Below are 20,965 nucleotides of genomic sequence, written 5' to 3' on the forward strand. Positions count from 1 at the left end.
CTTCCTCAGAACTTGAAGTTGATCATGCGCTTCATCACGAAGACGCCAGTGGCCATCCACAACACTGCGCCCAGCAGCATCACGTGGCCGCGCACGTCGGTGAACAGCAGCATCATGTAGCTGGGGCTGGTCAGGGTCACCATGATCATCACCACCGGCGGCAGGGAGCCGATGATGGCCGCCGAGGCCACGGCTTCGGACGACATGGCCTTGATCTTCTCGCCCATCATCCGCCGGGCGCGCAGCACCGAGGTCAGGTTGCTCAGGGCTTCCGCCAGGTTGCCGCCGGACTTCTGCTGAATGGCGATGACGATGGCGAAGAACTTCAGCTCCGGCGTCGGCATCCGCATGTACATCTTGTCCAGGGCGTCGGCGAGCGTCAGCCCCACGCCCATCCCCTCGACCAGCAGGCGGAACTCGCCCGCCAGAGGTTCAGGGCTTTCGCGGGCGATGACCTTGAAACAGTCATGGACAGGCAGGCCGGTCTTGATGCCGCGCACCAGCACGTCGACCGCGTCGGGAAAGGCCAGGGAGAACTTCTTCATCCGCGCCTTGGCCTTCATGTTCACGACCCAGCGCGGCAGGCCCAGCCCCATGGCGATCCCGACGCCCAGCACGATGAGGATGTTGCCGCCCAGGACAAAGGCCAGAAGGGCGCCGATCAGCCCCATCACTACGCTGATGACGACAAAGGTCCGCAGCGATAGTTCAAGCCCCGCCTGCTTCAGCTTGGCGCTGGTGGTCATGCGCGCCTTGCGCTCGCGGCGATCGACCTCGCGCAACTGGACCATGATCTGCTTGCGTCGGGCCTCGGGCGTATTGGCTACAGCCGCCCGCTTGGCCGCCGCCACCGACTCGGTGCGGCTGGTCGCCAGAACCTTGGCGCGCTTGACCGCCTGACCCGAGGAATCGTCGCCGCCGACCAGCACCCAGCCGACGCCGCCGATGGTGATGAAGGCCAGAACCGCCGCAAGCACGGGAAGCAGCATCCGCCCTACTCCGCCGCGTCCAGGGCCTCGGCCAGTTCGCGCTCCAGCCCGTAGTAGCGGGCGCGGTCCCAGAAGCGCGGGCGGGCGATGCCGGTCGAGCGGTGGCGCCCGGTGATCTTGCCGTGCGCGTCCTCGCCGGTGATGTCGTAGACGAACAGGTCCTGAGTGACGATGACGTCGCCTTCCAGCCCTACCACCTCGGTGATGTGGGTGATGCGCCGGCTCCCGTCGCGCAGGCGCGCGGCCTGGACGATGACGTCGATCGAGCCGACGATCATCTCGCGGATGGTCTTGGACGGCAGGCCGTAGCCGCCCATGGTGATCATGGATTCCAGACGGCTGATCGCCTCGCGCGGACTGTTGGCGTGCAGCGTGCCCATCGAGCCGTCGTGGCCGGTGTTCATGGCCTGCAGCAGGTCGAAGGCCTCGGGCCCGCGCACCTCGCCGACGATGATGCGTTCGGGGCGCATCCGCAGGCAGTTCTTGACCAGGTCGCGCATGGTGATCTGGCCCTGGCCCTCCAGGTTCGGCGGGCGGGTCTCAAGGCGCACGACGTGCGGCTGCTGCAGCTGCAGCTCGGCGGCGTCCTCGCAGGTGATGACGCGCTCGGTCGGGTCGATGAAGGCCGTCAGGGTGTTCAGCAGGGTGGTCTTGCCCGAGCCCGTGCCCCCCGAAATCACCAGATTGCATCGCGAAGCGCCGATGACGCCCAGGACGCGCGCGCCCTCGGGACTGATGGAGGCGAACTCCACCAGATTGCGCATCGTCAGCTTGTCCTTCTTGAACTTCCGGATCGTCAGCGTCGGCCCGTCGATGGCCAGGGGCGGGGCGATGACGTTGACGCGGCTGCCGTCGGGCAGGCGGGCGTCGCAGATGGGGCTGGCTTCGTCGACGCGGCGACCGACCTGCGACACGATCCGCTGACAGATGTTCATCAGCTGGGTGTTGTCGCGGAAACGGACGTTGGTCAGCTGCACCTTGCCGCCGACCTCGATGAAGACGCGCCCTGCCCCATTGACCATGATGTCGGCGATGTCGTCGCGCGCCAGCAGCGGCTCCAGCGGGCCATACCCCAGCACATCGTTCAGGATGTCCTGGACCAGATGCTCCTGCTCGGCCACCGACATGGAGACGTTCTTGATCGCCACCAGTTCGGAGACGATGTCGCGGATTTCCTCGGACGCCGCCTTCTGGTCCAGCTGCGCCAGCTGGGCCAGGTCGATGGTGTTCATCAGGGCGTTGAAGATGGTCGTCTTCGTCGCGTGGTAATAGTCGCTCTGCTCGCGAACGATCTCGGCGACCGCCTGGGCGTTCTTCAACTGAGCCAGACCGGCGGTGGCGCGCGGCCCGACGCCGCCCGCAGCCGCACGCGGCTGATCCGACTGTCCCAGCGCGTGTTCGAAAGGATCAGGACGCTTGGGCGTCGTCGGCGTCAGCGGGTCCAGCTCCTCAGGCGAGAAGGCGTCGACCGGCTCCAACGTCGGACGGCGGGACGCGGCCTTCTCAAGGCCAGGGTCAGGCGCGGCCGCCGGACGCGTGACCGTCTGGGCCGCCGCCGGAGCTGTCCGCTTGCCGAACACCTAGGCCCGCTTCCGGCTGAACAGACCGGCGAACAGCGACGAACCGCCCGCCGCAGCCTTGGCCCGCGTCTGACCCCCTGCAACCGGCAGCTCGCGATGAGACACGATCTGAGCCAGGGTCTCGAACGCCTCGGCCGGCTTGGTCTTGGCCGCCGAGTCGATGATCATCTGGCCGTTGTTGGCCGCCGTGCCGAACACCTTGGCGTCGAACGGGATGATCAGGCTGGGATGCACCCCCAGCGCCGCGCCGAAATCCTTGACCGGGATCTCGGGCCGTCCGGGCAGGCCGACCTGGTTCAGCACCAGACGCGGCGGCGCATCGTTGGGCCGCCCCTGTTTGATCAGGTCGATCATGTTCTTGGCGTTGCGCAGCGAGGCCAGGTCCGGCGTCGCCACCACCACCACCTCGTCCGCTGAAATCAGCGCCCGCCGCATCCAGCCCGACCACAGGTGCGGCAGGTCCAGCACGACGAAGGGCGCCGTGGCGCGGATCCGCCCCGTGACTTCCTCGAACACGTCCGGGCTGAAGTCCCAGTCGGCGTCCAGTGTGGCGGGCGCCGCCAGCAGGCTCAGCTTGTCGGTGCAGCGCACCGTCATCCGGTCCAGCAGGGTGGCGTCCAGACGCTCCGGTTGCTTCAGGGCGTCGGCGACCCCGCCCAGCGGGTCCTGATTGAAGTCCAGCCCGGCGGTGCCGAACGGCAGATCATAGTCGACGATGACGGTGTTGACGCCGATCCTCTCGCTCATCGCATAGGCGGTGTTGTGCGCCACGGCCGAGGCCCCGGCGCCGCCGCGCGCGCCGACGAAGGCGATGGTGCGGCCAACGAAGGGCTGGGCCGGATCGGCGAACAGGCCGCCGATCGCCGCGATCAGCTGCAACGGCTGGATCGGCGCCACCAGATATTCGCTGACGCCGCGCCGCATCAGTTCGCGATACAGCAGGATGTCGTTGGCGGCGCCGATGATGACGACCTTGGTTCCGGAATCGCAGACCTGGGCCAGTTGGTCGATCTCGGCCAGCAGGCTCTGCGGGTCCTTCAGGCTTTCAACGATCACCAGGGGCGGCGTCGGCTCGTGCTGATAGGCCTCGATGGCCGCCTGCACCCCGCCCAGACGGATCTGGGTGGCGGCGCGGGCCATGCGGCGGTCCTGACCGGCGCGCTCGCCGGCGGCCGCCGTGTCCTGACGCTCGGCGAAGACATGAACCGCGATGCGCGGAATGGCGACTTCCACCGCCCCGCTCACCAGGCTGAGGGTCGAGGGCGCCGCAACGGGGGGCGGCGCCGCCTCCACGAACGCGGCTTCCGCAGGGGCGGACGTCGGCGCGGCGGCGGGCGGGGGCGTCAGCGGCGGGCCGGGCCGACCGTCATCAAGATCCAGAAACTCGTCGTCCAGATCAAAACCGTCCAGGGCGTCGAACCCGCTCGAATGGGTATCGGCCAGCTTGCTCATTGAATGGCCTGTGAGATGCGCATTTGCGACAGCAGGGGTTCGCGCGCCGCCGAGGTCGCGCTTCCCTTGCGATAGGCGTCGAACACCACCGCGCGTCGCCCGGCCTCGGACGGCGTCATGCCGCGCGGCGCCACGATGTCGCGCGCATCCGCGATCTGGGCGGCCAAGTTGGCGTTGACGGCGCAGCCGAAGTTGGAGGCGGACTGATTGTCGCCGCTGCGGCCCAGATTGCCCCATTGCGTCCCGCACTGAGGCACCACCGCCCGGACGGTCTCGAACCCGACCAGCACCGGCGCGCGCGGATCAGGCGCGACATAGGCCGCGACCTGGATGCGGTTCTCCGGCACGCCCGCCTGTTGCAGGATCGCCCGAACGCCCCAAGCCGCCTCGGCCGCCACCGGATCGCCGCCGGACGGAGCCTCGATGACCAGGACCGGCGCCCCCTCCATGGCGAAGCGGTTGACCAGATCGCCCAGGGCCGCGCGCTGATTGGCCGATACGCCCGTCTCATGCACCGCCAGGGCGATGCGCTCCAGCCCCGGCTCGACCTGGAGCGAGTAGCGCGAGGTGGGCGTCAGCGGCGGCTCGCCGCCCAGGCTCGCCGGGCCGCCGACGCAGGCCGACAGGACCAATCCGCCCGCCGTCAGGGAGATCAGGGCGAGATACCGCGAAATGGGTCGGGTCATGGCGTTCACTCGATCACATAGCCGACGGGGCCGCGCCATCCGGCGCCCGCCTGGGCGGTCGGCGCTGGCGAGCCGTAGACCTGATTCAACTGGCCGAAGAAGATGGTCTGGGCGTCATGGGCGATGCGCAGGCCGTCGGCCGGCGTCTGCATCCGCCCCGGCGCCGTCGGCGTGACGACATAGGGCTCGACGATGACCACCAGTTCGGTCTCGCCCATCAGATAGTCGCGCGAGCGGAACAACTGCCCCAGCACCGGAATGTTCGTCATGCCCGGCAGGGAATCCACCGCCTGTCGCGTGCTTTCCTGCAACAGGCCCGCGATCATCATCGACCCGCCCGAAGGCAGTTCGACCGTGTTTTCGCTGCGCCGGACGGTCAGGCCCGGCAGGGTGATCGACGACGGCGTGCCGGCGCCGATGGTCAGGCCGCCGCTGGGCGTCAGCTCCGACACCTCGACCTTGACCTGCAGGCTGATGCGCCCTTCGGACAGGACGACCGGGCGGAAGCCCAGCGCCACGCCATAGGGTTTGTACTGCACGGTGATCTGCCCGTCGCGGTCGCGGCCGGTGGGCACAGGAAACTCGCCGCCCGCCAGGAAGCTGGCGGCCTCGCCGTTGACCGAGGTCAGGTTGGGCTCCGCCAGGGTGCGGACCAGGCCGACGCGCTCGAACGCCTTCAGCGTCGCCGAGCCTTTGTTGAGGCCGTCTGAGCCAGGACCCGTGCCCGGCTGTGCGGTTTCCCAGTTGGAAGGATCGCCCGGACTGCCATCGACGATGACCGGGCATAGGGCGCCTTCCGGCCACCCCGGCCCGAGGCACGGCCCCTCCATCTGGAAGTTCTTGGTCGTGTCGCGCGCAATCCCGCCCGCCAGCCCGCCCAGCAGCGAACCGTTGACGCCCCAGGTGGCGTTATTGCCCAGCAGCCACTGGGTGTCGCCGACACGGCCGATCACGGCCTGGGTGTCGAAGCCCAGCTGCTTGATGACGTTGCGCTGCACCTCGACGACCCGGACCTTCAGCGTCACCTGGTCCGAACCGGCGACCGAGATCATGTTCATGACCTTCTCGGGGGCGCTGACGAAGGCGCGGGCCACCTGGGCGGCGCGGTCGGCGTCGGCCGGACTGGCGGCGAGACCGGTCAGGATGATGCTGTCGTTGACCGCTTCGGCCCGCAGATCCGAACCGGGCGCGATGCGGTTCAGCGTGTCCTGCAGGGCGCTGACGCCCGCGTCCACCCGCACGCGCAGCGCCAGAATGGTGCGGCCGGAGCCATCCAGGAACACGGCGTCCGTCTCGCCCCCCTCCAGGCCGATCATGGTGATGCGGCGCGGCGAATGCAGCATGGCCTCGGCCACGCGCGGGTTGGAGATGATGACGTCGCGCGCATCAGACGGCAGGTCGACCGCAAAGGAGGTCCCGCGCGGCAGGTTGACCAGCTGCGGCGCCGAGCCGGCCGTGATGGCGGCGCGCGTCGTCTGGGCGCCCGCCTGATCCATCGGCGCGCCCGCCCCGCCAAGGGCAAGAACAGCCACGCTGGCGGCGACGGCGAAACGGTTCATGCGCGAAATCCTCATGGCGTCGGCACTTCCTGCGCGTCGCCGCCGCGATAGACCTTCACCACCGCGCCCGTTCGCTCGCCGCCGCGCCGCACCGCGCCCGGAACGTGGCCGGACGGTCCCGCCGTATCGGCATAGGAGCGCAGCACCAGCGACAGATCCCCCTCGGACCGCGCCAGGGCCAGAAGCTCGGCGTCGCGTTCGCTGACGGCCAGGGTGGCGGTGGCGCCGACGACGGCCTTTTCGTCCTCGGCGGCGCGGGTGGTCTGGTCGATGGCCAGGACCTTCATGTTGCGCATGATCGTCGCCGTCGTGAAGCGCGGCCCGGCGCCGCTGTCGTTGTTCTTGATCTCGCGCGTCATCAGCACGTCCACCCGGTCGCCGGGCAGGATGAAGCCCCCGGCGGCGGTCTCGACATTGACGCGGATGGCCATGGCGCGCGTGCCCGGCTCCAGATAGGCGGCCATATAGCCGCTGTCCCCGGCGCGAACGATCTTGCGCGCCACGATCGGCTCGCCCGCCAGAATGGGTTCGCGCACCACGGCGCCGATATAGTCGGACTTGGCGCCCGGACCGTTCAATTCAGCGGCGGCCTTCAGGGCGCGCTCGACCGCCTGGTCGCGCGCCTGCTCACGGCTCGGTTCGCCCTTGGCGTCGACGGCGGCGTTCTCGGCGGCGGCGCCTTCGGACTTGGCGGGCGGCGGGGTCGAGCCGTCGGTGATGAAGAGCGGATTCAGCTCCTCGGTCGGCCAGTCCTTCCAGCTCAGGTCCGCGTCGGCCAGGCGTCGGCCCGGCTCCAGATCGCGCGCGGCGACCAGAACCTTGGCCATCGGCCGCGCCTTGACGGCGGCCGAGGCCGTCGCCGGCTCTGCGCCGGACGAACCCATGGCGCGCACCACCAGCGCCAGGCCGACAGCGGCCAGGGCGGCGATGCAGATGACGGCGATTTTGGCGGGCTTCATCGACGGTCTCCGGCAGACGCGACGACGCGATAGCGCGCGGGCCGCCCCCTGCCGTTAACAATGATGACGGATCGAGGTTAACGCGTCCCTAAGCGGGACAGGCCTTGGCGAACGCAGATCAGCCGGCGATGAAGGCGGCCATCAGCGGACTTTCGGGATAGGCCAACAGGGCCCCGATGGCGATGGCGACGCCATAGGGAATGTCGCCCTTGGGCTGCATCAGCCGCATCATCCAGCCCGGTCCCGTCTGGGCCAGGATGGGCAGGCGACTGCGCGCCGTCAGCAGCAGCATGCAGAAGGCTCCGCCGGCTAGCCCGGTGAAGAGCAGAAAATACAGCGTGCCCGACAACCCCATCCACAGGGTCGCCGCCGCCAGCAGTTTGGCGTCTCCCCCGCCGATCCAGTTCAGGGCGAACATCCCAGCGCCGATAAAAAGGCCCGCCAGCGCCATTCCGGCGCAGACGCCCACCACGCTCAAAGGCAGGCCCAGCGCCAGCGCCGCTGGAAAGAAGCCGACGACGAGCGCAATCGAGATCCAGTTCGGAATCTTCATCGTCGTCAGGTCGTGCAGGGCCGCGACGACGGCGAGCACCGGCAGGACGGCGAGTAGGACGAAGGAGAGCTGATCCATGCCGCTAGCCTGACCTAGAGTCTTTAAAACTCGGTTTCCTTTAAGATCCGCCTCGGTGCTGGCGCAAGAAAACGGCCGGAGCTTGCACCCCGGCCGTTCAACTTGGACTTTTGAAAGCTTACTCTTCGACGGCGCCTTCCAGCTCAGTGTCGACCTTCTCGAACATGCCCTTGACCTTGGGACCAATGGCGACGAGCGCGCCGATGATGACCACCGAGATCAGGGCGGCGATCAGGCCGTATTCGATGGCCGTGGCGCCGGATTCGTCCTTGGCGAAGCGATTAATGAAGTTACGCATGATTTGTCTTCCTTTGTTCTAAGCGAGCAACAGTTCCACCATCCAGGGTCACCGGTTTTGCCCGCTTGACCCCCGTTTGCCCGCTGACCATGCCGCGTTGCGGATTAAGGGCGAGTAAAAGCCGCCGGCCTCTAATACGAATATGATGGTTACTTGCTTGTTTACTATGATCTCATCACAGGATCGGCGGACGCAGCAATTTCAGGAAATCTTGACCTTTGCGCGCGACAGTTCACGCGCGGCGTCGCGCGCGCCCGTTCTTTTGACTTCGGAGGTTCCGACATGACGGCATCGGCCAGGCCCAACAGGGCGAACCTGATCCGCCTGCTGTGCGTCGGCGTGCCGATCGTTCTGGGCGCGACGGCGGCGACGGCCCAGAACCGTCAACTGGAAGTGCCGATCCATCAGGCGACGCGCGTCCAGCTGGGCGCCGCCGCCGGGTCCGTCATCGTCGCCAACCCGGCCATCGCCGACGTCGCCGTCACCGACGCCCGCACCCTGTTCATCACCGGCAAGGCCTATGGCGTGACCGAAGTCGTCGCCGTGGACGGTCTGGGCCGCCCCCTGTTCCAGCGCCAGATCGTGGTGGCGCCCAGCAGCGCCGGGACGGTGCGGGTCTGGCGCGGACGCGAGACGACCGAAGTGACCTGCGGCGCGACCTGCGCCCCGGCCCCCGCCGGCCGCGGCTCTTAAGAAAGGCCGGGCCTTGGCGCGGCGCCCCCACGACCGGAAACGACGCGAAGGCTCGAACGCCATCGAGTTCGGCTTGGTCGCCCTGCCCTTCTTCCTGTTGCTGTTCGGCATATTGGAGATCGGCCTGATGCTGCTGGTCGACGCCCTGGTCGAGACCGCCGCCTCGGACGCCGCCCGCCAGGTGCGCACCGGGCAGGCCCAGACGCAGGAACTGACGCCCGAGCAGTTCAAGGACAAGTTCTGCGCCGAGATGAGCATGTTTTCCGGCGACTGCGGCCGCCGCGCCTTCATCGACGTGCGCGTGCTGGACGACTTTTCCCTGACCGATCCGAGCAAGGCCCCGCCGGACCCGACCAGCGGCGACCAGTTCGACCCCACCGGCCTGAAGTTCGAACCCGGCGGCCCCGGCCAGCGCGTGCTCGTGCGGGTCTGGTATGAACAGCCGATCGTCACGCCGATGATCGCCCAGGCGGTGGCGCGCACCAAGGACGGGCGGGTGATGCTGACCACCACCCTGGCCTTCCGCAACGAGCCCTATCAATGAACCGGCGCCTGCGTTTGCGGCCCCTGCGCCGCCTGCCCGGCGACCGGGACGGCGCCACGGCGATCGAGTTCGCCCTGATCGCGCCGGTGATGATCCTGCTCTATTTCGGCCTGGTCGAGTTCAGCCAGGGCTTCATGGCCCAGCGCCGCGCCAGTCACGCCGCCTCGGTCGTGTCGGACCTGGTCGCCCAGAGCGAAAGAACCAATCGGGCCGGGATCGACGCCATCTACGCCGTCGGCGGCCTGATCATGCGCCCCTTCCCCGCCGCCGAACTGTCCATCCGCACCACCAGCATCTCCGTCGACGCCAGGGGCGTCGCGACAATCGAGTGGAGCCACGGCAACGGCAAGGCGCTGTCGCCTCTACAGCGCGGCGATCCCGTCACCGATTTGCCGCCCGACGTGGTCGAGAAGGAGCAGACGGTGATCATGGGCGAGACCCAGTATATCTACAGGTCGCCGTTCGCCGCCGTCCTGCCCAAGCCGGTCGCCCTGTCGCGCCGTTATTTCCTGCGGCCGCGCACCGTTGACCGCGTCGTCTGCACCGACTGCTGACCTACCCCGTTAGGGCCTGCTTCAAGGCCAGGATCTTGGCCTCGGTCTCCAGCCGCTCGGCGCGCGGGTCGCTGTCGGCGACAATGCCCGCCCCGGCCTGAGCGCGCCAGCGCCAGCCCTTCTCACCCTGAACGAAAGCCGCCGTGCGGATCAGCACCGACGCCGTCAGCCGGAGCTCGCCCGCCAGCCCCCAGCCGAACAGCGAACCGCACCACGGCCCGCGCGGCGGTTCATGCGCCGCGATCACCTTCATGGCCTGATGCTTGGGGGCCCCGGTGATCGAGCCAGGGGGAAAGGCCGCCTCCAGCACATCGGCCGGACCGAACCCTGCGGCGGCCTCGGCGCTGAGGGTCGAGACCAGATGATGCACCGTCGGGTGGCGCTCCAGCTCGAACAGCCCCTCGACCCGAACCGTGCCCGGCCTCGCCGCCCGCGCCAGGTCGTTGCGCATCAGATCGACGATCATCAGATTCTCGGCCCGGTCCTTGGCGCTGGCGGTCAGTTCAGCCGCCAGGGCGTCGTCACGCTCCGGATCGAAATCGCGCGGCCGCGTCCCCTTGATCGGCCGGGCCTCGACCCGCCTGCTCGCCTCGTCGAAGGTCAGGAAGAGTTCCGGCGAGTTGGACACGATCGCCCGATCGCCCAGCCGCCAGAAGGCGCCGTAGGCCGCGCCGCGCCGCGCCGACAGCCGCACAAAGACATCGAACGGGTCGCCTCCCGGCTCCAGCCTGCCCGACCAGGCGCGGGCGATGTTGGCCTGAAACAGCTCGCCCGCCGCGATGCGCGCCACGACATCCGCGACGGCGGCCTCATAAACGTCGGGCGCCGCCTCGCCCTCAAAGGCCGAAGCCGGGGCCGACGGCGTTCCCGGCGTCTGCGCCAGCGTCAGCCAGGCCGCCGCCCGGCGCGCCTGTTCGCGCGCCTGCGCCGCGGTGCGCCCCCGCCCCACGGCGCGCACCTCTTTCGTCTGGTGATCGAAGGCCAGCAGGGCCGGATAGCGGGCCAGCATCAGATCGGGCCAATCCCCGCCCCGATCGCGCGTCGCCGGGCGCGCCCCGGCGTCGTAACTCATCAAGCCGACGACCCCGCCGCCCGCGAAAGCCGGATTCCGCAGAGCCTGGAACGGCGCAGCGTCCCTGACCGGCCCGATCACGCACAGGTCCGGCTCGCAGGCGACGAAGGACATCCGCCCGCCATGCGCGGTGGGATCATCGGCCCCGGCGATCAGCCCCAGCGCCCCTTCGCGCCGGTGGATGCCCGCCGCGACCGCCACCGGATCGACCCAGCCGCACGGCTCCACAGCCAGCGCCGATAGCGCCCCTTGGCCGCCAGTATCAGGTGATGAAAGGCGCTCGCTCATGACCGTCTTCCATAGACGGTTCGCGCCCCGACGCCAGCCGCCCTCAGCGTACCGCCACCAGGGCTGACATCGCGTCCAGATAGGCGAGAAAGGCGTCGCGGCCCGCCGTCGTCATGCTGGCGCGCGTCAGGGGCTTGCGGCCCTGAAAGCTCTTGGACACCGCGACAAAGCCCGCCTCCTCCAGCTTGCGCAAATGCACCGACAGATTGCCGTCCGTGGTCTGCAGGCGGGCCTTCAGCTCCCCGAACTCGGCGCTCTCCACGCCCGACAGATAGGCCATGATCCCCAGGCGCACCCGGCCGTGGATCACCTCGTCGATGCGGCCGATGTCGAAATCGTCGGCCGCATCGGGCGTTGGCTCAGAAGCGGTCATGTCAGACCACCTCCGTCGGTTCCTGGCGCATCAGCATCAGGCCGGGAACGAGGGCGAACAGAAACAGGCCCGCCGCATAACCCAGCCACATCACAGGGCTGCCGATCAGAAAGGCGATCAACGGCGTGGCGATCCAGCATCCGATCGCGAGATACCACTGCCACTTCTGCCCACCCATCGTCGCCGACACCGCCCAACCCGAGCCGTAAAGGGCGAAGATCAGCGACGGAAAGATCATGGCGACCGCGTCGCTTTGGGTCTTCCAGCCGATCACCCCCATCGCCAGGGACATGACGAAGATGCCCAGGCCTGCGCCCATCCAGCCGGCGCTGGCGGCGCGGTTGCCCGCCGACTGCGCGCCCGGCCTGCCCTCGCAACGCCGGATCTCGACGATCAGGGCGCCGAAGAAGATCACCATGGCCGAGCCCCACAGGATCAGATAAGCGACCGGCGCCATGTCTATCAGCCCGCTGTTGATGGCGTAGTGGATGACCGCCGCCACGCCGAACACCAGTCCAGCGGTGACGAGTATGCGCCCGCCCAGCAGCGGCGCCTGCCGCCCTTCCTGGGCCAGGGCCTTCATATAGGCGATGTCGTCGTGAACGGATTGAACCTGGTCGCGGGTCATGGCGTCTCTCCCTGCCTGTTGAGCAGAAGATGAGCCAATGACTTTATGTTGTAAAGTTCTTTCTTAAAAGCGGACACAGCCCCTCTCCCTCCCCGTCCCGGGGAGGGTGGTTGAGCCTGAAAGGCGAAACCGGGTGGGGGCGGCAAGGCAAATCAAGCGCCGACCCGCCCGCGTCGACCCTGCGCTCCGTATCACCAAGCCCTCCCCACCCGGTCGCTTCGCGACCACCCTCCCCGGGACGGGGAGGGAGAGGCGTCGCGCCTGGGCCCAAGCAGCGCGACCGCGTCGCGCGCGATAGCGCCCTTACCGGAAAGGCGGCTCGTCGAAGGCGCGCAGCTTGCGGGAGTGAAGGCGCGCGCCCTCCGCCCGCAGCAGTTCCACCGCCTGAATGCCGATCTGCAGGTGCTCCGATATCGAGCCCTCGTAGAAGCGGTTGGCCTGGCCCGGCAGCTTGATCTCGCCGTGCAGCGGCTTGTCCGACACGCACAGCAGCGTCCCGTAGGGCACGCGGAAGCGATAGCCCTGGGCGGCGATGGTGGCGCTTTCCATGTCGATGGCGACGGCGCGGCTTTGGTTGAAGCGCAGGGCCGACTTGGAATAGCGCAACTCCCAGTTGCGGTCGTCGGTGGTGACCACGGTGCCGGTGCGCAGACGCTTCTTCACCTCTTCGCCCGGCGCGCCCGAGACCAGCTTGGTCGCGTCATAGAGGGCGCGCTGCACTTCGGCGATGTTGGGGATGGGGATATCGGCGGGCAGGACAGCGTCCAGCACATGGTCGTCGCGCAGATAGGCGTGGGCCAGGACATAGTCGCCGATGGTCTGGCTGCCGCGCAGGCCGCCGCAGTGGCCGATCATCATCCAGGCGTGGGGCCGCATGACCGCCAGGTGGTCGCAGATGGTCTTGGCGTTGGACGGGCCGACGCCGATGTTGACCAGGGTGATGCCCTGACCGTCCGGCCGCGTCAGGTGATAGGCGGGCATCTGATGCTTGCGCCAGGCGGCGTCCATGATGGCCGCCTCCGGATCGTCGGTGGCGCGCGTCACCACCACGCCGCCGGCGCAGGACAGGGCCTCATAAGGGCTGTCGGGATCGGCGATCTGGGTCGTGGCCCAGCGCACGAACTCGTCGACGTAGCGGTTGTAGTTGGTGAAGAGGATGAAGCTCTGCACGTCCTCGACCGGGGTGCCGGTATAGTGCCGCAGCCGCGCCAGCGAGAAGTCGGTGCGCAGGGCGTCGAACTGGGCCAGCGGATGCTCTTCGCCCGGCTCCCACAGGCCGTCGGACACCTCGTCGCCGATGTGGGCCAGTTCCGTCGTCGGGAACCAGCGGGCGATGGCCGCCGTCATGGTGCGGTCCAGCACCACGTCCGAGCCGTCCAGCACATAGGGGAATGGGATTTCCTGATCCGACGGTTCCACGGCGAAGGTCGCGCCGTATTCGGTCGCCAGCAGGGTCAGCTGCTCCAGCAGATAGTCGCGGAACAGGTCGGGCCGGGTGATGGTGGTGGAATAGACGCCGGGCCACGACAGGCGGCCATAGGCGCGGGTTTCCAGGTTCTGCGGCCGCTCGCCGTGCCAGGTCACCGTCAGGCGGGGATAGGCGAACAGGCCCGCCGCGCGGGCCTCGGGTTCGGCGCGATCGCCAGTCGCCAGAAAGACCTTCACGGCCTGACGCAGATTGGCGACGGATTGATTGTAGAGGGTTTCGAGGCGGTCCAGCGCCGCCTGGGGGGTCATCTTGTCTGTCATGGCTTCCTCTAGCGGAAAACCGTGACCTTGGCGAGACAGGGGAAACACGCCGACATGACAGTTGACCGAACGCCCCGGCGCGCGCTTGCTGATCCGGCTGAGGACTCCCATGGTTCGACGCCTGTTTTCGTTCGTCGCCGCGGCCTTGCTGGCCGCCACCGCGCCCGCCTCGGCCGAGGTGAAGTCAGCCGCCCCGGGCGGCTTCGAGGTCGGCGGCGCCATCACCATCGCCGCCCCGCCCGCGCGGGTCTGGGCGACGCTGACCGCGCCCGAGACCTGGTGGAGCCGCGACCACCGCTGGTTCAAGGCCTCGACCCTGTCGCTGGACCTGTCGCCCGGCGGCTGCTGGTGCGAGCAAGCGGCGGACGGCCGCGTCTCGCGTCATCTGGAAACGGTGCTGGTCGAGCCGGGATCGAAACTGGTGCTGCAAGGCGGCCTCGGCCCGTTGCAGGGGCAGGGCGCGGCGGGCGGCCTGACATTCAGCCTTCAGCCGGAAGGCGACGGAACGACCCTGACCTGGACCTATGTGGTCGGCGGCTACGCCAGCGGGGGACTGGAGGCCTGGGCCGCGCCGGTCGACGGCGTGCTGTCGGCGCAGCTGGCCAATCTCAAGACGCGCGTCGAAGCGGGCGACTGAGGCCCTACCCCAGCGCCCCGCGCAGGAAGCTGACCGCCCCCGCCAGATCGCCCGCTCGTCCGCGCCAGACCGGGGCTGAATCAGAGGCGCCGGCATAGGCCGAGGGGTCGGTGAAGGTCGCATCCGGCCGTTCGGGCGCGCCCAGAGCCGCCGCCGCGCGCAAGGCGGCAGGCGCGCCAGCCGCCGCCAGATAGCGCCGGTCCAGCGCCAGCATCACAGCCGCCCGGCCGCCCTCGCCCAGGCCCAGAACGCCGATGCGTTCAGCATCGCCGCCGAGATCCTGGACCCGTTTCGCCGCCCAGGCAACAGCCGCCGCCACGTCGGAAATGAAGGCCGGGTGCGGACTGTCCGGCGCCTCGCGTCGGTCGGCCAGGACCACAATGAAGCCGCCCTCGGCCAGATCGCGCGCCGCCCGCTCGTCCACCGCTTCGGGCGCGCCGTCCGGCAACAGGATCAGGATGGGCAAGCGGCTCGCCGCCGCCGGTCGATAGAAACGCAGCGTCTGACGCGGATCGGCGCCATAGGCCGCGCGCGCCGTGCGCCAGCCGGCCGGCCCCAGCGGAACCGGCGGCATCGCCTCCTGCCTGATCAACGGCGCGCAAGCGGCTGTCGCCACGGTCGCCAGCAGCGGCGCCAGAAGCCCTCGTCGCGTCATGCATCCTCCCCCGAAAGACAAAGGGCGCGGCCCTGACGAACCGCGCCCTCGAAGTCAGGCCAAGCCTTACTTGGCCAGATGCTTGTCCAGCCAGCCGAAGACTTCGTTGTGCCATTGTAGGCTGTTGGCGGGCTTCAGCACCCAGTGGTTCTCGTCGGGGAAGAAGACCAGACGGCTCTCGATCCCGCGCCGCTGCAGGGCGGTGAAGGTCGACAGGCTCTGCGAGGTCGGGATGCGGAAGTCGAGATCGCCCTGGACCACCAGCATCGGATCACGCCAGTTCTGCACGTGGTTGGCCGGGTTGAACTTCTGATAGCCCTGCGGGTTTTCCCACGGCGTGCCGCCGTATTCCCACTCGGTGAACCACAGCTCCTCGGTGCCGTAGCCCATGCCGAAGGTGTCGAAGACGCCGTCGTGGTTGACCAGGCATTTGAACTCGCCCGGCCAGTTGCCGGCGATCCAGTTGATCATATAGCCGCCGTAGGACGCGCCCAGGGCGCAGGCGTTGTCGCCGTCCAGGAAGTCATATTTCGACTGGGCGAAGGCCCAGCCCTTCTGCAGGTCTTCCAGCGGGCGGTCGCCCCAGTGCTGGCTGATGGCGTCGGTGAATTCCTGGCCGTAGCCGGTCGAGCCGTGGAAATCGATCATCACCACCGCATAGCCGGCGCCCGCATAGGTCTCAGGATTCCAGCGATAGGACCAGGAGTTGCCGAACGAGCCTTGCGGACCGCCGTGGATCAGGAAGGCGACCGGATACTTCTGACCCTCGACATAGTTGGCGGGCTTGATGACGTAACCGTGCACCGTCTCGTCGTTCCAGCCGGGGAAGCTGAACTGCTCAGCCTCGCCGAAGGCTTTTGTCGCCAGCTGCGGGTTCACCTCGGTCAGGCGGCGCGGCATTTCGCGACCGCGCCAGGTCTTGAAGTAGAGGTCGCTGGGCGAGGTCAGGCTGTCCATCGCAAAGACGAAGCCCGAGGGCGTCTGGCCGAAGGCGCCCACGTGGCCTTCGCCCGTCAGCGGCATGACCACGCCGTTGCGCGTGTCGATGGCGAACAGCTTGGTCTGACCGACATCGCCCGCCGTCGCGTACAGAGTCTTGCCGTCCTTCGACCACTGCAGGGTGTCGGCCGAACGGTCCCAGTTGGCCGCGATCTGGCGCGTCTGGCCGGTGGCCACGTCGCGCAGGAAGATCGAATACTTATCCGCCTCGAACCCCGGACGGGCCATGGCGCGGTAAGCCAGCGTCTGGCCGTCCGGCGAGAAGACCGGGCCGGTGTCCCAGGCCGGGTTGGCCTCGGTCAGATTGGTCAGTTGGCCCGGCGCCGAGACGGCCACCTGATACAGGTCGAAGTTGGTGCTCCACGGCTCGCTGTTCCCGGCCTTGCGCGCCGAGAAGACCAGCGACTGGCCGTCCGGGGCGAAGGTGAACTCGCTCTCGTCGCCGAACGGCTTGGAGGGCGTATCGCCGTCGAAGCCCTTGGTCACCCAGACCGGCTCGCCGCCCGCCTTGCCGTCGGCGCCGATCGACTGGACGAACAGGTGGTTCTGGGTGTGGTCGTTCCACGTATCCCAGTGGCGCACGAACATGCGGTCATAGACCTGGCCGGTCGACTTCTTCTCGCCCTCGGTCTTTCCGCGCGCGACCGAGGCGTTCAGGTCCGCAGCGTCCGGATAGACGGCCAGCGACACGGCCACCGCATCGCCCGCGTCGTTGATGCGATAGGCGTTGACGTCGGTCGGCAGGGCCGTGACCTGCGTCGCCGTCGCGCCCTTGTCGGCCGAGACCCACACCTGGCTTGAGCCGGAGCGGCTCGACAGAAAATACAGCTTGCCGTCGGCGCCCCAACGGGCGGTGTTGGCGCCGCCTTCGGAGATCGCCAGCTTCTGCGGCTGAGCCTCGCCCTTCAGGCCCAGCATGTAGAGGGCGCTGGACCGTTTGTTGGCCGCCACATCCGTCTGGGTCAGCGAATAGACCACCCACTCGCCGTCCGGCGACACCTGCGGATCGCCCAGCCGGTTGGCCGAGATCATGTCCTGATAGGTGAAGGCGGCGCGGGCCTGGGTCGTCGCGGGGGCCGTGGCCGCCGCCGCAGCGGCGGGCGCTCCCTCGGCCCACGTCGGCAGGGCAAGGGCCGGCAGGGCCGTGGTGGTCAGCAGGGCGGCGGCGCTGAGGCCGGACAGGAGATGGGGCAGGCGGCGCATTCGGGCGCTCCTCATGCGGATGGGATGTCTGGCCGAAGGCCTAACACCGCCGCGAGCCGCCCGCAAAGTCTCTCGCCCGCGCCAAGCCGCTTGCCCGCCGCCGCCGGCTCGGCGACAAGCAGGCGATGAGTCCGGCTCCCCACATCGTCGACGTGCTGATCGCCGAGCGCGCGCCCCGGCTCACGGCATCGGCCGCCTGGCCCCTGGTCCGCCCCGCCCTCTACGGCCTGCTCGACTACGCCAAGGCGCGCCGCATGGCTGACGCCATAGGCCCGATGGGCGGACGAGAGGCGCTGGACTACGTCTCGGACCTGCTGGAGCTGACGGTGCGGACGGCGCACCTGGACCGGCTGCCTGCGTCTGGCCGCTGTCTGGTGGTGTGCAACCACCCGACCGGCATCGCCGACGGCCTGGCGCTGCACGACGCCCTGCGCACGGTGCGCGACGACCTGATCTACTTCGCCAACGCCGACGCCCTGCGGGTCTCGCCCCGCCTGTCGGAGACCGTCATTCCCGTCGAATGGGTCACGGCCAAACGCACCCGCGAGAAGACCCGCGCCACCCTCCAGGCCGCCAAGGAAGCCTTCGAGGCCGAGCGCTGCGTCGTCATGTTCCCGGCCGGACGCCTGGCCCGCCTCGGCCCGGACGGCCGGCTGACCGATCCAGAGTGGGCCGCCACCGCCGCTTCGCTCGCCCGCAAATACGAAGCGCCGGTCATTCCGGTCCATGTCGCCGGTCCGACCAGCCGTCTGTTCCACCTGTTCGACAAGGTGTCCCAGGAGCTGCGCGACATCACCCTCTTCCACGAGCTGCTGAACAAGAAGGGGCGCGCCTTCGACCTGACCGTCGGCCGCCCCATCCCGCCGCTGGCCCTGGACATCGACGCTCAGGCCGCCACCCTGAAACTGAAAACCTTCGTCGAGCGGACCCTCGCCGCCGATCCTGACGCGACCTTCGCATGATGATCTCAGCATGACGACCTTCGTCCTCCCCCACGCCGACGCCACCACGCGCCTGGGCCAGGCCATCGCCCCCCTGCTGGCGCCGGGCGAGGCGGTCCTGCTCTACGGCCCCCTGGGCATGGGCAAGTCGACCCTGGCGCGCGGCCTGATCCGCGCCCTGACGCGCCCGGACGAGGACGTGCCGTCGCCGACCTTCACCCTGGTCCAGTTCTACGAGAGCGACCCGCCCATCGCCCATTTCGACCTCTATCGCCTGACCCGCCCCGAGGAAGCTTTCGAGGTCGGCCTCGACGAGGCGCTGGACGAGGGCTGCGCCCTGATCGAATGGCCCGAACGGCTGGGCGAGGATCCCGGGCGGATGCTCGGCCCCGACCGGCTGACGATCGCCATCTCCGAGGACGGCGAAGGCCGCCTTGCGACCGTAACTGGCGCAGGCGCGTGGGAAGCGAAACTGAAGGAACTCCATGTCTGACCGCGAAGCCCTCCGCCTCGACTTCCTGCGCTCGGCCGGCCTGGCCGAGGCCGTCCGCGCGCCCCTGCCCGGCGACGCCTCGACGCGCCGTTACGAGCGGCTGACCACGGCCTCGGGCGCGACCCTGATGCTGATGGATCAGGCCCCCGCCGCCGAGAGCCCGATCTGCGATCCGGCCTGGACGCCGGACGAGCGCCGCGCCCACGGCTGGAACGCGGTCGCCCGCCTGTCGGCCGGCCGCATCGAGGCCTTCGCCGCCGTCGCCGCCCACCTGAAGTCGCTCGGCCTGTCCGCGCCCGAGATCGTCGCCGTCGACGCTCCGAACGGCCTGGCCCTGATCGAGGATTTCGGCGACGCCCTGTTCGCCCGCGTCATAGAGAACGGCGCCGATCCGGCCCCCCTCTACCGCGCCGCCGTCGAGGCGCTCGCCGTCCTGCACGCCGCCCCGACGCCCGGGGTGCTGACCGGTCCGGCGGGCGACTGGCCCCTGCTGACCTATGACCAGACGGCGCTGCAGGGCGGCGCCGACCTGTTCGTCGAATGGCTGCCCAAGCTGATCCCCGCCCTCAGCTTAGATGAGGCCGCCGTCGCCGAATGGCGCGCGGCCTGGGCCCCAATCACGGCGGCGGGCGAGGCGGGCGCGACCGTCATGGCCCACCGCGACTATCACGCCGAGAACCTGATCCGGCTGGACGGCAAGACCGGCGCCGCCTCGGTCGGGATGATCGACTTCCAGGATGCGGTGAAGGCCCATCCGTCCTGGGACCTCCACTCCCTGCTGCAGGACGCCCGCCGCGACGTGGCGCCCGAGCTGGAGGCCCTGGCGCTGGACCACTATTTCGCCCTGCGGCCCGAGACCGAACGCGAGGCCTTCATGGCCGCCTACGCCGGTCTGGCGGCGCTGAACGAGGCGCGTATCCTGGGGATCTTCGCCCGCCTGATCGCCCGCGACGGCAAGCCCCGCTACGCCGCCTTCATGCCCCGCATGTGGGCCCACCTGAACGCCAACCTTAAGGCGCCGGGCCTCGAAGCCGTCGCCGCCTGGATGGACCGTTATGTGCCGAAGGAGGTGCGTCGATGACCGCCGCCGCTCTCTTCCTTCTCCCCTCGGGGGAGAAGGTGGGCCGCCTTGCGGCTCGGATGAGGGGGCGCGTTCCGCCGGTCTCGCCCTTGACGTCGAGCGGCGCGCCCGTCGCCGACCGCCCCCTCATCCGTCATGCTCCGCATGACACCTTCTCCCCCGAGGGGAGAAGGATCGGAGAACGCGCATGACTTCGCCCGCCATCGCCATGATCCTCGCCGCCGGGCTCGGCACGCGGATGCGTCCTCTGACCAACGATCGGCCCAAGGCGCTGGTCGAGGTCGGCGGCAAGGCGCTGATCGACCACGTTCTCGACCGGCTGGCCCAGGCGGGCGTGGCCGACGCCGTGGTCAACGTCCACTGGTTCGCCGACCGGCTGGAAAGCCATCTGGCCGCCCGCACCCGCCCAAGCATCCGCATCTCCGACGAACGCGCCGAACTGCTGGAGACCGGCGGCGGGCTGAAGAAGGCCCGCCCCCTGCTCGGCGACGCCCCCGTCTTCGTCGCCAATATCGACAGCGTCTGGATCGACCGGGGCGACGCGCTCGGCGACCTGATCCGCCTATGGGACCCCGCGCGCATGGACGCCGCCCTGCTGCTGGCCCGGCGCGAAGGCTCCATCGGCTTCGAGGGCGGCGGCGACTTCTTCCTCGGCGAGGACGGCGCCCTGACCTTCCGAGGCGAGGCGGCCAGCGCGCCCTACGCCTATATGGGCGTCCACATCACCCGCCCCGATTACGCCGACCGAGGCCCCGACGGCCCCTTCTCGCTCAGCCCCCTGTGGCGCGCCTCGGCCGCCGAGGGTCGCCTCTTCGGCTGCGTGCTGGACGGCGACTGGATGCACGTCGGCGACCCGCAGGCGCGCGATGAGGCCGAGGCGCGGCTGAAGGCGGAAGGCTGA

At 69.1% G+C, this 20,965-nt stretch carries 22 protein-coding genes; 8 read left to right on the plus strand and 14 right to left on the minus strand.

The genetic code is table 11. The features are described from left to right. Positions 1-5: 5 nt before the first annotated feature. From ACLBV5_RS07350 to ACLBV5_RS07385, 8 genes are all read right to left on the minus strand, one after another. Complete coding sequence (locus tag ACLBV5_RS07350; protein ID WP_278069972.1) at positions 6-989, minus strand: type II secretion system F family protein; 984 nt, start codon at positions 987-989, stop codon at positions 6-8. Positions 990-994: 5 nt separating this feature from the next. Continuing rightward, entirely contained in the window at positions 995-2,569 is a 1,575-nt protein-coding gene (locus ACLBV5_RS07355; RefSeq protein ID WP_447605272.1) for an ATPase, T2SS/T4P/T4SS family, read from the minus strand. Next, complete coding sequence (locus ACLBV5_RS07360; protein WP_447605273.1) at positions 2,570-4,021, minus strand: AAA family ATPase; 1,452 nt, start codon at positions 4,019-4,021, stop codon at positions 2,570-2,572. Next, positions 4,018-4,707: a CpaD family pilus assembly protein gene (locus ACLBV5_RS07365; RefSeq protein WP_447605274.1), complete on the minus strand. Its 690-nt coding sequence runs from the start codon at positions 4,705-4,707 to the stop codon at positions 4,018-4,020. Before ACLBV5_RS07365 ends, ACLBV5_RS07360 begins: the two co-directional genes overlap by 4 nt. Positions 4,708-4,712: 5 nt before the next feature. Continuing rightward, complete coding sequence (locus ACLBV5_RS07370) at positions 4,713-6,266, minus strand: type II and III secretion system protein family protein (protein WP_447605275.1); 1,554 nt, start codon at positions 6,264-6,266, stop codon at positions 4,713-4,715. Positions 6,267-6,277: 11 nt separating this feature from the next. Beyond that, on the minus strand, positions 6,278-7,225 hold the full coding sequence (gene cpaB, locus ACLBV5_RS07375) for a Flp pilus assembly protein CpaB (protein ID WP_447605276.1): 948 nt from the start codon (positions 7,223-7,225) through the stop codon (positions 6,278-6,280). 118 nt (positions 7,226-7,343) lie between these two features. Beyond that, on the minus strand, positions 7,344-7,856 hold the full coding sequence (locus ACLBV5_RS07380) for an A24 family peptidase (RefSeq protein WP_447605277.1): 513 nt from the start codon (positions 7,854-7,856) through the stop codon (positions 7,344-7,346). A gap of 118 nt (positions 7,857-7,974) precedes the next feature. Then, complete coding sequence (locus ACLBV5_RS07385) at positions 7,975-8,154, minus strand: Flp family type IVb pilin (protein WP_312444485.1); 180 nt, start codon at positions 8,152-8,154, stop codon at positions 7,975-7,977. Between the two features lie 282 nt (positions 8,155-8,436). On the opposite strand from ACLBV5_RS07385, the gene ACLBV5_RS07390 reads away from it, so the two are divergent. Genes ACLBV5_RS07390 through ACLBV5_RS07400 form a run of 3 tightly spaced genes read left to right on the plus strand, consistent with a single transcriptional unit; the run spans position 8,437 to position 9,945 of the window. Then, on the plus strand, positions 8,437-8,847 hold the full coding sequence (locus ACLBV5_RS07390) for a pilus assembly protein N-terminal domain-containing protein (protein ID WP_447605278.1): 411 nt from the start codon (positions 8,437-8,439) through the stop codon (positions 8,845-8,847). A gap of 13 nt (positions 8,848-8,860) precedes the next feature. Beyond that, a complete protein-coding gene (locus ACLBV5_RS07395) occupies positions 8,861-9,391 on the plus strand; it encodes a TadE/TadG family type IV pilus assembly protein (protein WP_025978034.1) in 531 nt (176 codons plus the stop codon). Further along, complete coding sequence (locus ACLBV5_RS07400) at positions 9,388-9,945, plus strand: TadE/TadG family type IV pilus assembly protein (RefSeq protein WP_134581805.1); 558 nt, start codon at positions 9,388-9,390, stop codon at positions 9,943-9,945. The genes ACLBV5_RS07395 and ACLBV5_RS07400 overlap by 4 nt, the downstream gene beginning before the upstream one ends. A gap of 1 nt (position 9,946) precedes the next feature. On the opposite strand, the gene ACLBV5_RS07405 is transcribed toward ACLBV5_RS07400, so the two are convergent. From ACLBV5_RS07405 to ACLBV5_RS07420, 4 genes are all read right to left on the minus strand, one after another. Next, the gene (locus ACLBV5_RS07405) at positions 9,947-11,305 is read right to left on the minus strand and encodes an anthranilate synthase component I family protein (RefSeq protein ID WP_447605279.1); all 1,359 of its coding nucleotides are present in this window, start codon (positions 11,303-11,305) and stop codon (positions 9,947-9,949) included. Positions 11,306-11,348: 43 nt separating this feature from the next. Further along, entirely contained in the window at positions 11,349-11,678 is a 330-nt protein-coding gene (locus ACLBV5_RS07410; protein ID WP_447605280.1) for a winged helix-turn-helix domain-containing protein, read from the minus strand. A 1-nt stretch (position 11,679) separates the two neighbouring features. Beyond that, on the minus strand, positions 11,680-12,306 hold the full coding sequence (locus ACLBV5_RS07415) for a hypothetical protein (protein WP_447605281.1): 627 nt from the start codon (positions 12,304-12,306) through the stop codon (positions 11,680-11,682). 303 nt (positions 12,307-12,609) lie between these two features. After that, complete coding sequence (locus ACLBV5_RS07420) at positions 12,610-14,055, minus strand: AMP nucleosidase (protein WP_025978029.1); 1,446 nt, start codon at positions 14,053-14,055, stop codon at positions 12,610-12,612. Between the two features lie 109 nt (positions 14,056-14,164). Between ACLBV5_RS07420 and ACLBV5_RS07425 the strand changes: the two genes are divergently transcribed. Next, positions 14,165-14,692: an SRPBCC family protein gene (locus ACLBV5_RS07425; protein WP_134581809.1), complete on the plus strand. Its 528-nt coding sequence runs from the start codon at positions 14,165-14,167 to the stop codon at positions 14,690-14,692. 4 nt (positions 14,693-14,696) lie between these two features. Here ACLBV5_RS07425 and ACLBV5_RS07430 read toward each other — a convergent pair whose 3' ends face one another. Beyond that, a complete protein-coding gene (locus ACLBV5_RS07430) occupies positions 14,697-15,347 on the minus strand; it encodes an alpha/beta hydrolase fold domain-containing protein (protein ID WP_447605282.1) in 651 nt (216 codons plus the stop codon). Positions 15,348-15,413: 66 nt separating this feature from the next. After that, positions 15,414-17,549 carry a prolyl oligopeptidase family serine peptidase gene (locus ACLBV5_RS07435; RefSeq protein ID WP_447605283.1) on the minus strand — a complete coding sequence of 712 codons (2,136 nt, stop codon included), beginning with the start codon at positions 17,547-17,549 and terminating at the stop codon, positions 15,414-15,416. Positions 17,550-17,674: 125 nt separating this feature from the next. Here ACLBV5_RS07435 and ACLBV5_RS07440 point away from each other — a divergent pair, with 125 nt between their 5' ends. The 4 genes from ACLBV5_RS07440 to murU all read left to right on the plus strand — a co-directional run bounded on the left by ACLBV5_RS07440 (position 17,675) and on the right by murU (position 20,965). After that, positions 17,675-18,511, plus strand: coding sequence for a 1-acyl-sn-glycerol-3-phosphate acyltransferase (locus ACLBV5_RS07440; RefSeq protein WP_447605284.1), 837 nt, complete (start codon positions 17,675-17,677; stop codon positions 18,509-18,511). Between the two features lie 10 nt (positions 18,512-18,521). Beyond that, positions 18,522-18,983 carry a tRNA (adenosine(37)-N6)-threonylcarbamoyltransferase complex ATPase subunit type 1 TsaE gene (gene tsaE / locus ACLBV5_RS07445; RefSeq protein WP_447605285.1) on the plus strand — a complete coding sequence of 154 codons (462 nt, stop codon included), beginning with the start codon at positions 18,522-18,524 and terminating at the stop codon, positions 18,981-18,983. Beyond that, positions 18,976-20,064 (plus strand): N-acetylmuramate/N-acetylglucosamine kinase AmgK, encoded by a 1,089-nt coding sequence (gene amgK / locus ACLBV5_RS07450; RefSeq protein WP_447605286.1) that lies wholly within the window; start codon positions 18,976-18,978, stop codon positions 20,062-20,064. Before tsaE ends, amgK begins: the two co-directional genes overlap by 8 nt. A 187-nt stretch (positions 20,065-20,251) precedes the next feature. Then, positions 20,252-20,965: an N-acetylmuramate alpha-1-phosphate uridylyltransferase MurU gene (murU, locus tag ACLBV5_RS07455; protein WP_447605287.1), complete on the plus strand. Its 714-nt coding sequence runs from the start codon at positions 20,252-20,254 to the stop codon at positions 20,963-20,965.

The organism is Brevundimonas sp. M1A4_2e (genome assembly GCF_053345555.1).